13 protein-coding genes are annotated in these 16,498 nt (G+C 48.5%); 9 read left to right on the top strand and 4 right to left on the bottom strand.

The window, feature by feature from the left end; genetic code table 11:
* Positions 1 to 21: 21 nt before the first annotated feature.
* The 8 genes from FKP33_RS11960 (at position 22) to FKP33_RS11920 (ending at position 10,243) form a co-directional block, all read left to right on the top strand.
* On the top strand, positions 22 to 2,247 hold the full coding sequence (locus FKP33_RS11960; RefSeq protein ID WP_258313435.1) for a sensor histidine kinase: 2,226 nt from the start codon (positions 22 to 24) through the stop codon (positions 2,245 to 2,247).
* A gap of 72 nt (positions 2,248 to 2,319) precedes the next feature.
* Positions 2,320 to 3,036, top strand: coding sequence for a response regulator transcription factor (locus tag FKP33_RS11955; RefSeq protein WP_127610394.1), 717 nt, complete (start codon positions 2,320 to 2,322; stop codon positions 3,034 to 3,036).
* Positions 3,037 to 3,083: 47 nt separating this feature from the next.
* Positions 3,084 to 3,350, top strand: a complete 267-nt coding sequence (locus tag FKP33_RS11950) for a hypothetical protein (protein ID WP_054797558.1) — start codon at positions 3,084 to 3,086, stop codon at positions 3,348 to 3,350.
* 148 nt (positions 3,351 to 3,498) lie between these two features.
* On the top strand, positions 3,499 to 4,614 hold the full coding sequence (locus tag FKP33_RS11945) for a PQQ-dependent sugar dehydrogenase (RefSeq protein WP_244933042.1): 1,116 nt from the start codon (positions 3,499 to 3,501) through the stop codon (positions 4,612 to 4,614).
* Positions 4,615 to 4,741: 127 nt separating this feature from the next.
* Positions 4,742 to 5,518, top strand: coding sequence for a Cof-type HAD-IIB family hydrolase (locus FKP33_RS11940; protein WP_141335162.1), 777 nt, complete (start codon positions 4,742 to 4,744; stop codon positions 5,516 to 5,518).
* Positions 5,519 to 6,260: 742 nt separating this feature from the next.
* Positions 6,261 to 7,001 (top strand): Crp/Fnr family transcriptional regulator, encoded by a 741-nt coding sequence (locus FKP33_RS11930; RefSeq protein ID WP_164751967.1) that lies wholly within the window; start codon positions 6,261 to 6,263, stop codon positions 6,999 to 7,001.
* Positions 7,002 to 7,241: 240 nt separating this feature from the next.
* Positions 7,242 to 8,882, top strand: coding sequence for a glycoside hydrolase family 13 protein (locus FKP33_RS11925; RefSeq protein WP_141335230.1), 1,641 nt, complete (start codon positions 7,242 to 7,244; stop codon positions 8,880 to 8,882).
* A 467-nt stretch (positions 8,883 to 9,349) separates the two neighbouring features.
* Complete coding sequence (locus tag FKP33_RS11920) at positions 9,350 to 10,243, top strand: LysR family transcriptional regulator (protein ID WP_141335158.1); 894 nt, start codon at positions 9,350 to 9,352, stop codon at positions 10,241 to 10,243.
* A gap of 13 nt (positions 10,244 to 10,256) precedes the next feature.
* On the opposite strand, the gene FKP33_RS11915 is transcribed toward FKP33_RS11920, so the two are convergent.
* The 3 genes from FKP33_RS11915 to FKP33_RS11905 all read right to left on the bottom strand — a co-directional run bounded on the left by FKP33_RS11915 (position 10,257) and on the right by FKP33_RS11905 (position 14,253).
* A complete protein-coding gene (locus FKP33_RS11915) occupies positions 10,257 to 11,696 on the bottom strand; it encodes a hypothetical protein (protein WP_127609964.1) in 1,440 nt (479 codons plus the stop codon).
* A gap of 114 nt (positions 11,697 to 11,810) precedes the next feature.
* On the bottom strand, positions 11,811 to 12,905 hold the full coding sequence (locus FKP33_RS11910) for a zinc-dependent alcohol dehydrogenase (protein ID WP_141335155.1): 1,095 nt from the start codon (positions 12,903 to 12,905) through the stop codon (positions 11,811 to 11,813).
* A 67-nt stretch (positions 12,906 to 12,972) separates the two neighbouring features.
* Entirely contained in the window at positions 12,973 to 14,253 is a 1,281-nt protein-coding gene (locus FKP33_RS11905) for a Rieske 2Fe-2S domain-containing protein (RefSeq protein WP_127609960.1), read from the bottom strand.
* A 248-nt stretch (positions 14,254 to 14,501) separates the two neighbouring features.
* Between FKP33_RS11905 and FKP33_RS11900 the strand changes: the two genes are divergently transcribed.
* Positions 14,502 to 14,747: a hypothetical protein gene (locus FKP33_RS11900; protein WP_127609958.1), complete on the top strand. Its 246-nt coding sequence runs from the start codon at positions 14,502 to 14,504 to the stop codon at positions 14,745 to 14,747.
* A gap of 156 nt (positions 14,748 to 14,903) precedes the next feature.
* Here FKP33_RS11900 and FKP33_RS11895 read toward each other — a convergent pair whose 3' ends face one another.
* Complete coding sequence (locus tag FKP33_RS11895) at positions 14,904 to 16,148, bottom strand: MFS transporter (RefSeq protein ID WP_141335153.1); 1,245 nt, start codon at positions 16,146 to 16,148, stop codon at positions 14,904 to 14,906.
* Positions 16,149 to 16,498 lie beyond the last annotated feature (350 nt).

Below are 16,498 nucleotides of genomic sequence, written 5' to 3'. Positions count from 1 at the left end.
CCGGGAGTAGGGTGCAAAACCGTGAACCGATACTTGAATATGCGTGTCATGCCGTTCGTTCTATTCGCGCTGCTGATGCTTAGCCTGGGCTTGCTCAGCCCTCTTCTGTTCAACCTCTCCGGCTCGGCGCCGGTTGCGAAGGACGGCGTGCTGGATCTTCGTGAATGGCGTTGGGAGGACGGGCAAGCCGTACGTTTAGACGGGATGTGGGAATTTTATTGGAAGGAGCTGCGCGACCCGGATCAATTCGCCGTGAAGTCCGGTACAAGCCCGGGTACGAGTCCCGGCGCAGGACTGGATTCAAGCGCCGACTCACGGGCCGGCTCAAGCGCTGACTCACACGCCGGCTCAAGCAACGACTCAAGCCCTTCTGAAGACGGCGAGCGGTCAAGCTTGACTCATGTCGCTGTACCCGGTTCGTGGAACGGGACGGTTGTGGGCGGCCGCTCGATCGAAGGTGAAGGTTACGCCACGTACCGCCTCCGCGTCCTGCTGCCCGAACCCGAGCAGGCGCAGGAGCTGGCGCTGGACATACCGACGATCAACACAGCCTACCGGTTGTGGATTAACGGCCGCATGACGGCGGCTGCCGGGCAAGTCGGCACGAACGCAGAGACGTCCCGGCCGGAATTTGTGCCGCAGTTGACGATTGCGGACCGGTTCGCCTCGGAGCTCGATATCGTGGTGCAAATCTCCAACTACGATCACCAGAAAGGCGGTATCCGCCAGCCCATCAAGTTAGGTCTCTTCCAGTCGGTGAGCCGGGAAAAGGAGTTGTCCGCCGGCTTCGACACGCTGCTGATCGGCAGCCTGCTCATCATGGGGCTGTATCATCTGGGGCTGTTCGCCGTTCGGACGAAAGAGCTGTCCACGCTATATTTCGGCATCTTCTGTTTATTGTTCAGTCTGCGGATGATGCTGCTCGGCGAAATTGTGATGACCAAGCTGTTCCCCGGCTTCAGCTGGGAGCTCGAGCTGGTGCTCGAATATATGACAGCGGCGCTGTCCTTGCCGGTCTTCATCCTCTTCTTCGCCAACCTGTATCCTTCGGAAAGCTCGCGGACCGTCAACATGGTCTTCTGCGTCGCGCTGCTGGCTTATTCTGGCGTGCTGCTCGCCCTGCCGCCGTTCTTGTTCACAAGCGCGTTGTGGGTGCTTCAATTGCTCGTTGTGCTCGGCATTTGCTACATTCTGTCAACCGTCACGCTGGCGTTCATAAGACGCCGGGAAGGCGGCAGCCTCCTGCTGTTCTCCTGCTTCATTCTGGCGGCTGCAATTATTAACGATATGATGTACGCGCATGAGTGGGTGAAGACGACGGAACGCATGTCTGCGTTTGGCCTGCTGGTGTTCATTTTCTCCCAGTCGTTGCTGTTGTCCATGAAGCTCTCACGCGCTTACGTCAACGAAGAGAAGCTGTCCGCAGCGCTAACGGAGATGAACAGCGGGCTTTATGAGAAAATTAAGGAGCGTACCGGCGATTTAGAGCAGGCTTACGAGGCGTTGGTTCTGACGAATGGCGAGCTGTCGCGGATGGTGACGTCACGCAGTCATCTGATCAGTAACATTTCCCACGATTTGGGCACGCCGCTGACGACGATTCAAGGATACCTGGAGGCGATCCTGGACGGGCTGGTCGATACGGAGGAGCAGCGGGAACGGTACTTGCGCATCATTCACAGCAAAGTGATCGGGATGGACCGGTTAATCGAAGATTTATTCCAGCTATCGCAGCTGGAGGCGAGGCAGGTCGAATTCAAGAAGCAGCCGCTCACGACCGAACGTCTGATCGAGAGGCTGTACCAGCGCTATGAGCTGGACGCGAGGAACGCGGATATTCATTATACGCTGTCGATACGCGGAGAGGCGGCGCAAGCGGGGACATTTTCCACTGTAAACGTCGACGTGGAGCGCTTGCATCAGGTGTTCGGCAATCTGGTGGCGAACGCAATTAAATTTACGCCGTCCGGCGGCATGATCCAAGTCGATATGATCGATAACGGTGCAGAAATGAAGGTTCGCGTCCTCGATACGGGCGAAGGAATTGGCGAAGACGATCTACCGTATGTGTTCGACCGGTTCTATACGAGCAACAAGTCGCGCAATTCCGTTACGGGGGGCAAGGGTCTCGGGTTGTCTATCGCCAGGGAGATCGTCGAGGTTCACGGAGGGCGTATTTGGATCGAGCACACAGCCAAGGGGCAAGGTACGATCATCTGCTTCTCGCTTCCGGCAGAAAAGGCTTGACCGCCAGCCATTATTTGCCTATTCTAAACAGTAACAGCGGGACTTTGGGATTATGTTTCGGACGGTGATGGCATGTCGGCTCAAAAAATTATGATTGTCGAAGATGACCCCGAAATTCGGGATGTAATCCGTCTTTATTTGGAGAAGAACGACTACGACGTCGTTTGGGCGGGTAATGGAACGGATGCGGTCCTGTTGGCTGAAGCCGAGCAGCCGGATCTGGCCATTCTAGACGTACTGCTGCCGGGAAAAGACGGCTTCGAGATATGCCGGGAGCTGCGGGCGGTATCGTCGGTTCCGATCCTGTTTCTGAGCTGCAAGAAAGAAGAGTCCGACAAAATCCATGCGCTTAACTTGGGCGGCGACGATTATATAACGAAGCCCTTCTCCCCTAACGAGCTGATTGCCAGGGTGCGCGCGCATCTGCGCAGACCGTTCATGACGGGCGGCGAAACGGCTGAATCGGCTTCGGCCAAACTGGCGTTCGGGTCTATCCGCATCGACCGGGCCAGCCGGGTGGTGAAGGTAAACGGTCAAGACGTGCAGCTTTCCCGCAAGGAATTCGACTTGCTGCATTATCTTGCTTCGCGGCCGGAGCAGACGTTCACGCATGAGCACCTCTTCCGCGAGATTTGGGGGCAGGAATGCTTCAACGACACCCGTACGATTATCGTACATGTCAGCAACCTGCGCAAGAAGATCGAACCGGACCCTTCGAATCCTCGATATATTATCAATGTGCACGGGGTCGGGTATAAATTCGCGCATCCCGGCGGAACTTACCACTAACATACAGCTGAGCGCGAGCTTGCCGCGACGAAGAAAGGGGAATGGATATGGAAGTGAATATTACGGAAGCGTCAATGACGCATTCCAAGGAAGACGGTTATTTGGGACGCGTCGTGTTCGGGGTGACCGGACAGCAATCCGCTTACGAGCTGACGCTCCAGAGCAAGAACGCTCGCGATTGGTCCTACAGCTTAAGCTTTACCGCAAGCTCGGGCAAGGAAGAAGACATCTATGTCGTGGAATCGCGGCTGGAAGAAGACGATGAGCTGTTCGACGCCCTGGTTGATGCCGCGATGCAAAATTTGCAATCGTAGAAGAACGAATGCCTGTTATCGCGGAAATAGGCTGCGGCCAAGACAGGAGAAGAAAGATCGCAGCAGCGTTCGCTCTATGGGGCGATACGCGCGCGATCTTTTTTGCGATTTTACCCATTAAAAGGAATTGCGTGAAGGAGGGGATTGCGTGAAGTCCAAATTTGAGATCGTCTTGCTGGTGCTCTCGCTGACATTTACGTTATCGTTGACGGCTTGTTCACAAGGGAAGATCAAGCCTCCGGATACACCGGCAAACAAGGAAACGCCGGAATCGGCCGAGCGGGAGAGCGGGAAGAACGCTTCGGTCGAGGTGTTGGCTGAAGGGCTGCGGACGCCTTGGGCGCTCGATTTTCAGGGGAGTACGATGTATGTCAGCGAGCGGGAAGGAACGATCGCGAAGATCGAGGGAACGTCGGTCAAGCGGCAAGAGGTGCGTCTCCGGAAGCCGCTTCTTTCGGAAGGAGAGGGCGGTTTTCTCGGCTTCGTGCTCGCCCCAGACTTCACCGTGAGTAAACTGGCCTTCGCCTATCATACTTACAAGGATAACGGGACGGTTTGGAACCGGGTCGTCGTTCTGAAGGAGAATGCGGGCGGTTGGACGGAGCAGCAAGCGCTGCTGGAGCGTATCCCGGGCTCGCTCAACCACAACGGGGGAAGATTGGCTCTCGGTCCGGACAAGCAGCTGTACGTGACGACGGGAGATTCGAATGTACCTGATTTGGCGCAGGACCTCAGCAGCTTGGCCGGAAAAATATTACGGATGACGCCGGACGGTCAAGTTCCGAAAGATAACCCTTTTCCCGAATCGTATGTGTACTCGTACGGACATCGCAATTCGCAGGGGATTGCGTGGACGTCAGACGGGGCGATGTATGCTTCGGAGCACGGGCCTTCGGGCTCGCCGGCAGGGCACGACGAAATGAATCGGATTCAAGCGGGCGCCAATTACGGTTGGCCGCTTGTCATCGGTGACGAGAGGCGTGAGGGGATGCTCCCGCCCTTGTATCATACAGGTCGCGAAGCCATAGCCCCGTCCGGAATTGCAATAGGCGGGAACGGTCCCATCTATGTGGCTGCTTTGCGCGGAGAAGCGCTGTTCCGCTACGAACCGGAGACGAAGTCGATAAATGCCGTCCTGCAGCATGCAGGGCGTCTCCGGGACGTGAAGGTTCATGGCGGGTATGTGTATGTATTGACGAACAATACGGACGGGAGAGGCGTGCCGAAGGCGGGCGACGATCGCTTGATGAGGATGAAGGAGTAGATGTCGTTCCTCGTCCGATATGTAGATGCCCATCATCCGGTCGTTGATGTTTTTATGGAGATGGCATCGGCCCTCTCTGGTATAATAAATAGCGAACCAGATAAAGAGAGTGGAGTGGACGCAAGCGATGATCCGATTAGTTGCATTCGATGTAGACGGCACGCTGCGGGATCGGGACCAATTGCCCGAATCGACGCGGACGGCGCTGAAGCAGTTGAAGGAAAGAGGGATCGCCCTCGCTTTATGCACGGGAAGGAGCGAATATGAGATGGCATCGCTCCGCGAGGAGCTCGGCATCGATTGGGCGATCACCTGTAACGGCAGTCATGTCGGGCATCGGGGGAAGACGTTGTCCGGTACCCCGTTCGCGCGGACGACGGTGGAAGGGTGGCTGACGGAGGCGGAGCGGTTAAACCATACGCTGTTGTTGTACGGGGCAAACGGTTTGTATACGAACCGGGAGAACGCCCCGTTGTTCCGGCGCGCGCAGCAGGAGATCGGCTTCATGGAGCCGACGTTAATCGATTCGGCGAGCTGCGAGCTGCCGGAAATTTACCAGAGCATTATCTTCTGCGGGGAAGAAGAGGAGTCTTTCTATACGGGAGCGGAGCGTGACGGCTTTTACGTTCATCGCTGGCGGACGTGGGCGGTCGATCTGAATCCGAGCGGCATGAACAAAGCGATCGGCCTGCGGATGCTGATGGATCATCTGGCGATCGCCCCCGAAGAAACGGCCGCCTTCGGCGACGGCCTGAACGATTTGGAAATGATCGCATCCGTCGGCATGGGCATCGCGATGGGCAACGCCTGCGAGGAACTGAAGGAGCGGGCTCGCTTCGTCACGAAGCCGCTGCACGAAGACGGCATCGCGTATGCGGTGGAGAAGTGGATATTGCCCGCATGAAATACATCCGGGATTTGTTGGTGCTCGCCGTCGCGGCGACTCGCCGCTCATCCGCCAATTGCGGTATCGGCTCGACGAAGCGGGGGGTGTACTTCTTTTTGCTTGGGCGGGCGTGATGTTCCTCGGGATGTTCGCGGTGTTTCCCAAGGAGAAGGGCTGCATCGATTTTGCGATGTTCTCGTGCTGCCGGTTTGCGGCGGCTTCAGCTCCTTGCTTAGAGCAATTCCCGGGGCGAAAAAGGTGCTGCAGCGGACGAACGGCGGCGAACCGCAGGCAGGGCTTGGCTTGATTTCAGATGCTGGATGCACAATAGCGGAACTATGAGATGATGATGCGCTGCTAGTCCGGCTGCAAATCCGGATCGGCACGACTAACATCTCGCAGTTCCGCTGTTTATGTTTGAAGAGGACATATGCTTTTGGCAGTAGCCTACAGGATATCGATGATCGTCTATTTGGTTAAAGCCCGTTTTAAAAATTTTATTAGCGTTTTGAACCGGCTCGATTTTATGGCAGAGAAAGCAATAAAAATATAAGTCGCATGTCATAAACAGCTCTCCTAATGAATGCTTGCATCATGATGGTTCTTAGATTTTAAATCATGCTCATTTTTATAAAATATGCTTCCCGCCATTAAACATTCACAAACAACATAGGATTAATGCTATAATGACGGGTAACCGAGCCCTTCTCTCGGCCTATTACATAAATGTTACGGATCGTTGCAGCAAGGGGGGCGCATCTTGTTCTCATCTGTTCTTGATTTGCCTATATTTAAAGATATCGATATCCGGGACGAGTCTTTTGTGCTGTCCAGGTTTACGGAACGAAATTATGCGAGCAAGCAGGTTGTTTTTTTTCAAGGCGATGAAGGTCACGAGATGTATATCATCAAATCAGGCGCGTTAAAAATTTACCAGGAGCATGAATACAAGCAGATTATTCTCGCACACCAATTTCCAGGCGAAACCCTTGGCGAACTTGAGGTGCTTCATCACGACAATCGCCGGCTTGCTTCAGCCGCAACCATAGAAAAAACGACGTTATGGATGATAAAAAAGCCTCAGCTCGAGGAGATCATCTATGCTTTTCCGCAAATCATGCGCAGATTGTTCTATGTGATCAGTGAGCGCCTTCGCCAAGCGAACAGAAAAATCGAGTACCTTGCCTTTCTGGACGCCCGTGTTCGAGTGGCGAATCTTCTTCTTGATTTATATACGAATTTTGGCGTTGAAACGGAAGAAGGATACATGATTAATTGGAAGATCACCCAACAACACTTTGCCGATATGATCGGCATCGGTCGTGAAAGTGCTACGCGGGCGCTGCATGAATTTCAGGACGGCGGCTTGATCCGTATGCAAAATAAGCATTTCATCATTATCGACTTGCACGGGTTAAAATCCCTTACCGGCCCGGATCGCGATACATCCGAATGGAGACAATGGCACTCCTGTCATAACTATAATAGGTATAACAATTAAATAATTCAGTGACCGCTTCCGCAAAATTTTTGTGTTCCTTGTCACGAACGTATGCTCGATTCTGTAATCATATTGTAATGACTGCCTTTCCGTAGGGGGAAGCGAAAAGCCGCACTAACGTCAATAAATTACACCAAAGAGTATAATTTTAGTTCTCTAAAATGAATGGACAGTTCTTTATAATGGACAATATAAACATGCAGTTCCTGCCAAATGAATGCCTGCAAAAGGAGAAAAATGATGAAAAAAGCATGGTGGAAAGAGTCCGTCGTCTATCAAGTTTACTGGCGAAGCTTCTATGATTCGGATGGGGACGGGTATGGAGATCTGGAAGGCGTCATTCATAAATTGGACTACATCCAACAGCTGGGCGTCGATGTCATCTGGTTAAATCCTGTTTATGGATCGCCGGATAAAGATAACGGATACGATATCTCCGACTACAATATCATTATGGAAAAAGCCGGCACCATGGAAGCTTGGGAGAAACTTCTCGAAGAAGTTCACCGAAGAGGCATGAAGCTCATCATGGACTTAGTCGTTAACCATACTTCCGATCAGCATCCGTGGTTCCTGGAATCCAGGTCCTCGACGCATAACCCGAAGAGGGATTGGTATATATGGAGGGACGGCAAGAACGGGAAGGCGCCTAACAACTGGCGGTCTTACTTTTCTCCGTCGACCTGGGAATGGGATGAATTAACCGGCCAGTACTACTTTCATTCGTTTGCGGTGGAGCAGCCGGATCTGAATTGGGAGAACGCCGAGCTGCGCGAAGAAATCTATAAGATGATGAGATATTGGCTGGACAAGGGTATAGATGGCTTCCGGTTAGACGCCATTGCGCTGTTGGCGAAGCCCAAAGACTTCCCCGATGCGGAGAATCCGCAAGATATCCGGTATTTGACCAATAATCCGGGCTTGCATACGTTTCTGCAAGAAATGAATGCCCGGGTGTTTAAGGACTACGATATTTTAACGGTGGGAGAAGCCGCTTTCGTAGGACCTGAGGAAGGATTGAAGTATGTAGCCGAAGACCGGCACGAACTGCATACCTTGTTTCACTTCGAGGTTTGCGACGAAATGCCGGATTGGGACATGCTGCGCTTTAAGAGCATTCAACGTCGCTGGTACGAAGGTCTCTGGGGAAGAGGCTGGAATTCCCAATTTCTGAACAATCACGATCATACCCGCCAAGTGACGCGCTACGGCAATGATGGCCAGTACCGCGTGGAATCGGCGAAGCTGCTCGCCACGATGCTCCATACGCTGCCCGGCATCCCTTACATTTATCAAGGGGAAGAGATAGGCATGACCGGCGTAGAGTTCCCTTCGATCGAGGATTACGACGATATTGCGATGAAAAATAAGTATGCGGAGGAAGTAGGCAAGGGCAGGGATCCCGCAGAGGTGCTTCAAAGCTTGAAAGCGTTAAGCCGGGATAATTCACGGACTCCGATGCAATGGGATGACAGTGAGCACGCAGGGTTTACGAAAGGCACGCCTTGGATTAAAGTGAATCCGAATTATAAAGAAATCAATGCCCGACGCGATGTTAATGATCCTCATTCGATCTATGCCTACTACCAGAAATTAATCTCGTTAAGAAAACATCATGAAGTGATGGTTTACGGCGAATATGAGGATCTTACGCCGCATGATGAACACCTTTATGTCTATACCCGCCGCTTAGAGGACATCACATGGCTCGTGATGCTCAATCATTCCGATCGTCCGCATTCCTTTGCCTGGCCTGCGGGCTATGAAATGCGGAGCAGGCAATTGATACTTGCCAACTATGGCGACGACGTTAAGGAAGAAGAGCCGCTTCCCGTGGTGACGCTTCGTCCGCACGAGGCCCGCATCTATCAAATCGGTTGATGCGATCCATAAAGCGAATAATTCCAAAAAAGGATCCGCCGGCGGATCCTTTTTTGGGTTGAACGCTCGTGCCTCCTTTCGACGGACTGGGAAGGCCCCCAATTCGCCTCGCTTTTGCATATCCCGATCGATCAGGAAATAAAAATGATCATCGTCCGCCGTTCTCCTTGCCCCGATTAATAGCCCGTAATCGGTATCCACGACTTCAAAACGCGGGGCACTCCTGCCCGGGCAGCTCGGGTTTATCCTCCGGTTAGTTAATGATATCATTTTGTAAGAACCTTTTCCCCGGTATCGACCTTAACGATTGACAGAGGGTCACAGCTATAGGTACGATAGTTTTATACCGAGTACGAGAAGTATGCAGCACCCAGTTGCGGCAGTGACCGATACTGCGGGTTGTATAGAAAGCGGACAGCTGTAGAAACGGGTAAGCGCTTAAAAGAGATACGGAAGGAAGAACAACTATGCAGCTAAAGAACATTGAGGCGTTTTTAAAAATTGTTGAAAAAGGGAGTTTTTCTGCAGCCGCAGATGCTTTATATATTAGCCAACCCACCATCAGTGTTCGGATCCAACAGCTCGAACAACAACTGAATACCCCGTTGTTTCAACGGATCAACGGGAGAAAGGTGGAGTTGACGCAAGCCGGGGAAAAAATTTTCCCCTATTTAAACGAAAGTTTCAAGCTGATCGAAAAAGCGTATGAAGAACTGCAAGAAATACCTGTGCAGAGGAAGAAACTGCGAATATCCTGCCCCAATCATATGGGGGTAGAAATCATGCCGGAAGTACTAAAAGTTTTATATGAATGTTATCCAAACTTTGAATTTCCCGTTAAAATCAATCCAACAGATCTTGTCGTCAAAGATATTCGTTGTGATGAAGCCGATGTTGGATTTGGTTACATTCAGGTAGAAGAAAACTATTCTGACATCTGTATGATCAAAATTGCCAACGAACAAAATATTCTCGTTTGCGCACCTGATCACCCTTTGACACAATTGGAAAAGGTTGTTCCGTCCGATTTAAGCAATCAACGTATTATCGTATACAATCGTGAATTTTATGCAACGCAAATGGTAGAGCAGTTTCTGGAAAAAAACCAACTAAAAGATTATAAGGAAGTCGAGATCAGTAACATCGGATGGTTAAAGATGATGGTTCGAAAAGGTATGGGAATTGCATTTTTACAGGAAGTTATCGTTCGGGAAGAGCTGAATAACGGTACTATTGTAAAACTTAATCTTCGCAAATCGCTTCCCCCCACACCCATTTACTTACTCTTCCATTCATCGGTAGACCAGAAAATGAAAGATACCATCATTGAAACGTCAAAAAATTTATTTTCTAAGTATTAAACAAAAGGGGATTCTAAAGCCATATAATGGCACTTGTTAAAATGAGTGAAAATGCGAGAACATAGACTATACTCCAACTAGCGATACGCAGCGGGCTTAACTGAATCATGGAGGACATTAAACCGAGCGTACCGCTAAAAGGCCCCATAAAAAATGTCATAACGGCACCGCCAAGTAAGGCAACCGCTATCTGGTCGGTTGAAATTCCCAGAACGTCTGCTGTCATCGACTGAGCTAATAAGTTGATAACGACAATCGGATGCATACCAACAAAAGATAAAAATAAAATAAAAAGCGGGAGAAGAAATACAAAAAAATGAATACCAATTAAATCATGCAATTCGATAAATAGTTGATTAACCAAACGGTCGTTTCCTGAAAAGCGAAGTGCCTCCGCAAAGAACCCGGCGCTTAAAAAAACAGCGAACGACTCGCTCATATCAGGCATTTTATGCTTAAAGTGATGTTTGGCTTTATACCAGAACTCAGGGCCTTTTTGGCGGAGCAGGCACCAAATCCCGGCAAAGGGAAAGGTCAACAAGGTAACGACGACCACTAAGCCTAATGACGAAATGCTATCGATGTATACCACCAAAAATAGGAGAATGACAATCGCAGCCGTGATTTCAAGTAACATACGACGAACGGAAGAGTGTTCCTGAGCGGCTGCAGGTGATAGAGCAGCGGCCGTTTCCTCATGGGTATCATGGGTAACCTGCAGTTGTCTGTTGCCTTCGATCACACTGAAAATGATCCAATTTAAAACCAACGCAACTAAACTGATCACAAAAAGCAAAGGGAAAATATGTGCCCAACGAACTTGGGTCACATGAAGAACAACTCCCACAATTCCGGAAAAAGGAGTCCATATAATAGGCAAAGAATAGCCTTGAATAATGCAACAGGCTAAAAAACGTTTGCGATTTTCAATTGGCCAAGCATCCACAACCGATTTCACGCTGGAGTGGACGATTGGAATAGTAGCCATGTTCAAGAAAGATCCAAGAAAATAGGATAACGTTGTGATTGCCCGATACAATTGAGAAACGGATTTAATTTTTCCATCAAATAACCGTTTAAAAGCCTCTCCGTATCCTGCGACCTGGATAGGTATAGACAATAAAGGAACAATCGCAAACAGAGAAAGCAAATAGAGCATATCGCCGTGAAGCTTCACATAAGAAAGAACATCAATTCCTTTATTCCAAACCATCGAGGTCCCTGCGGCCAAGAACGTTATTGAGATGAGTTTGCTCGAAAGTTTGCAAGAGGAAAGTGAAATAACGATCGACAACATCGACACAAGAGCCAGTATAATCCGTAAATCCTTCCACGCGATCAACTGATCCGCGATAAATAGCATGACGGCCAGTGTAAAAACAATAGATTTCATGTAAAAGGATAAGTGCTCTGTTTTCATACGCTTCCCTTTCTTGCAGTTTGTGTCAACCAACCCCTGCACTCCTGAGTTTATCATAGCGGAAATAGAAAAGCTTCTTTGGCAGAAAGCAAAGAAGCTAATCTTTATGATCCGAAACGTAACCATACCCTGGTCTTATTCCATAGCTTACAACCACGGAGAAACAGTAACTAACAACGGAGATGGTTCTCCTTCTCCTCCGGCCGTTCTTAAAGCTAAATCCGTATCGGATAATTTATAATTATGGGAATTCATGATACGAAGAGGAAATTTTCCAGAAGAGATAAACTCCACTGCCATTTGGACGGATTTATGACTATGTCCACGAACTCCTTTTACGGTCAACGTTTTATTGTAAATGATATCCAGATCGAATTCATTGAAAAGCTGATGTTTCAACGCTCCCAATAAAACAGTCCCCCGTGTCTTGGCAACCTTTAGAGAGGAAACCGCCGGTTCCTGTCCTCCGCTGGTTACGTCGATGACCAAATCGGCCATTTTTCCAGCGGTTATTTCTTTTACTCTTTGGACCAAATCCTCTGTGGAGACATTGATCGTATAATCCGCACCTAATTCACGAGCGAGTTCCAATCGTTTTTGACTGCTGTTTCTTCCAGTGACAATGACGATTTCGGCTCCGGCTGCCTTGGCTGCCAGAGCGCAAGCAAGTCCCTGTTGACCAGGCCCTTGTATAACAACCACGTCTCCAGGTCCAACACCGCCGATGATTCTCATCCACTCAAATCCGTTAGATAAAGGTAAGGTCAGGGCTGCTTCAACGCTCGCAACATGGTCAGGGATTTTGTGGATGACGGCCTGCGGATGCAGATACATATATTGACTGAATCCGCCATAGAGAGCTGGTTTGGCGCTCAACGGAGCAGCACCATATCGAATACCGCCTAATGCCGGGTTGGTCTCGGGACATAACCGGTAATAACCGGAACGGCACGATTCGCATTGCCCGCATGGAATGTATTCCTCCATCGCCACACGGTCTCCTGCTTTCACTCCCCACCGTTTGGAAGCCTTATCGCCAATTTTATCGATATGGCCGATGACATGATGTCCTAAAATCATCGGCTCTTTTAGGCTCTTGTAGTAGGATACATCCGTTCCGCAAACGCCGACGATTTCTACCTTTAGAATCCCGCTGTCGGATTCCACATGAGGTACGTCTAATTCTTGAATTTCTGTATGTTTGACATCGGTCGCCACTGCGGCCCATGTTTTTTCGCTCATTCATTCCACCTCCCATAAATTCACAACGCATATATTTACTATGAATTGGCGGTGCTGCATTTCTAGATTAAACAGCCTCAAAATCTTTTTCAGCTAACTGTAAGGCGTCCTTCGCCCCTTCATGAAAAGGAATCCCCTTGGGAAGCAGTACAGACGCAGCACGAACCTTATGGCTTTCGGGATCCAATCCTGGTAACGGTTCCCCGTTTTCTAAACTTTTCACAGCGTTTAGCAGGCAACGGCGGGCTTTAATAATGGCAGTGTCGCTCGTTCCCAATTTTTCTTGTGAACGATCCACAACAGGTCCTGCACTCACTTGGACGGCATGATCCTCCATGCCGACACCGAAAATGCCGGCAAACGATTCGCCTCGCTTTTGCATATCCCGATCGATGAGGAAATGATTATCCGGATTGGCTTGTGTCAGGAAAGTGCCTGGAATTAACAGGGGGTGAATGCCTGCACCGGATTTCATCTGTTCAATTTCCTGTTCGGTCAGATCACGCCCCGGCGTCCAACTCCAGCTCCACACCCAACAATTTTCATCATCAATGGGCACCCAGGCATGCCCGCCGCGCGGAGCACCGCCGAAAGGAGGAATCATCGTGTACCAAGGCATAATAAACTGTGTAATCCTCCAATAAAAATGATCATCGTCCGCCGTTCTCCTTGCCCCGATTAATAACCCGTAATCGGTATCCACGACTTCAAAACGCGGGGCAGCGTCTTGAGATAATAAGGACGTACTCTTACTCTTGCTGGAAACCCCCAAGCCGCCAACCGACCCCGAATGAAGGATGGATACATGACTGGAATCAATACCACCTTCCAACGCCTGAAAGTAATTGCATTGTTGAATTTTTTTCGAAATATACCGCTGACTATCGGAAACCAACATCCACTCCTGCTCAGGCAGCTCGGGTTTATCCTCCGGTTTCCCCATATATGTCCAAATCACACCACCGCGTTCCTCACAAGGGTACGATTTAATTTTGATATTCTGTTTAAAATTGCTTTCCGGCGGTTCGGACGGCAAATCGACACAGTTTCCGGCCGTATCGAATTTCCATCCGTGATAGGCGCATCGAAGGCCGCATTCTTCATTCCGGCCATAAAACAGGGATACTTTTCGATGTGGACAATACTCGTCAACTAGACCTATTTTCCCGGTAGTGTCACGGAAAGCGATTAATTCCTCGCCTAACAGCTTGACCCGTACAGGCGGACAATCCGGATAAGGAAGCTCCTCGATCATAAGCGCAGGAATCCAGTATCTTCTCAGCGTCTCTCCCATAGGTGTTCCGGAACTCGTTTTTGTTAAGGTTTGGTTGTCTTGAAAAGATAACATGTTCAATTCCCTCCTGGGTTTGATGTTTGATAATCACATTGTTACGCAACAGGAGAGCGTTTTCAAATTGATTGTTTCTATCCTACCCATACAAAACGTTAATAATATCATTTTGTACTATTTATGTTTTATATAGCTTACATTAAAATCATTAATTTGAAAGGCTAGGAATGTTATATATATAATCAAAGTGTGAACAATGACGTGACTGAAGTAATCGTATGATTTTAATGAAAGAGGGTTAGCACATGATGAATGATAAGGAATTCGAAGAACTGATTTTGAAATGTTATAGAGGGAGAACCGTTGCGATACTCGGTTATCAAGAACATGAAGGACGGCAGCGGGCAGGCTTTTTAAAAAAACATGGAATCGATGTCGTTATTGGCCTTCGACTCGGCGATGAATACTGGGAACAAGCCGAAAGAGACGGTTTTACGGTGTTGCCCGTTTGGGAGGCGGCGGAACAAGCTCAAGTAGCTCAAGTCTGGTAATATTCAAGAGAATACATATAAAAAAGAGTGCAAATCAGTCAATTATTGCAGGATAGGGGGGGCCATAGTGCCCCCCCTTTATTTACTTCAGGAAGATGGAAGACAAAAAGAGTCACCGGCAGGTGACTCGCTTAACTTTTCTTATGTTAAGACGAATTAAGAAATTTTTTGAGCCTCTACAAGAAGGACCGTTTCCTTGGTATCGACCTTATCCGCCACTGTTTTTTTCTCCACTTTTATGAGGATTGTAGCTATTGCACCTAATAATGGGCCTGCAGCCAACGTCAAAAAACAATAAAAATAATTTTGTGTAGCATCAATGACAGCGCCTACAGCTAATGGGGCTGTTAAGGAACCAATTTGCCACATTCCATTCACTAATCCTGATGTCGTCCCTACAAGTCTCCTGTCTACCAAATTATAAATGATGGTTTGTAAGACAGGGTAAAAGGCATAGACACAGATTCCCATCATTGGAGCTATGAAGTATAAAATCGATATATTTTGATTAGCTCCAAACCACGATAATACGGGAACTGCCAACAGAAGGATACCAACAGCTAAAGATTTACGATCTAAATAGTCTGACAAGAATCCGGTGAGGGGCTTACACAATAGAGCAGCGGTTCCAAAGAGGGACATAATGGCACCGGCTTCTACAAGAGACAGATGCAATGATTTAATAAGATACGTATTTGCCCATGTGGCTGTTCCCACAGTAGCCCACTGTCCGCCTAAACCTGCTATACCCATTAAAATAATATTTTTATTTTTTAATAGGGAAACAATATCATGCCAACTTGTACTTTGTTTTTTGGAAATTTGATGAACGGGGGTACGTTCCTTGAGTAAAAAATATCCCAATATTAAGCCAATGAAAGGCAGCGAACCGGTTATTAAAAAGGCTGTACGCCAGCCAAATCCATGGGCGACTGAGGGCACAAACAAATTGACCAATGAAATACCAAAGGAGGTGGAAGTCATGAAAAAGCCCATTGCAGCCCCGCGTCTTTTTTCAGTAAACCAATCTGTAATAGCCACGATACCAGCTGAAAAGATAGCTCCGGAACCCATTCCCGCAATGAATCTAACTATAAAGGCAAGGCCGTAACTATGAACAAACGACGTTAAAATGGTGAAAAAACCGGTTATTAAAAAGGAAGTGAGTAACATTTTACGATATCCATATTTGTCTGTTAAATACCCGCCTGGAACCTGAGTAATGACATATCCGAGATAAAAAGCTGTCATTAAGCTTCCGGCTTGAGCTGCATTTATACCAAGGTCTTTGGATGCTAGTGGTATAATTGGAGCCCATGCCATTCTGTCCATATAAGAAAATAAATAAGCCAAAAACGCAATAAATAAAACCTTTATAGCAGATATCACTTCTTTGTTCATTTTTTCAAACCTCCTATTTTAGGTAGAACTAATTTCCAGGACGACTCGTTTGATCCATGAGATGCGTGCTAGTGTATGAGACCTTTATTTAGATAACGCTTACAAAACAGCGCTTACAAGCAGAATCACCTTCTCTCAACATACGAATCATTCCATATTTTCGAACAGCTACAACATTATTAGCTATTGGTTATTTATTTTAAGATTATGTAATATGAAGTCATTTTACAAATTGATTGTTTCTATGAAACCCATTAATATCATTAATGCGGTCAGCCTGCAGCTCCGTAGTATTTTCCAATTACGAAAGGTTTCAGGCAGCATGAAACAGCCTTGGTCCAGTGGAATAC

It is taken from the genome of Paenibacillus sp. tmac-D7, from assembly GCF_006519665.1.
GTDB lineage: Bacteria > Bacillota > Bacilli > Paenibacillales > NBRC-103111 > Paenibacillus_G > Paenibacillus_G validus.
This window is presented reverse-complemented; position numbering and strand designations above follow the sequence as displayed.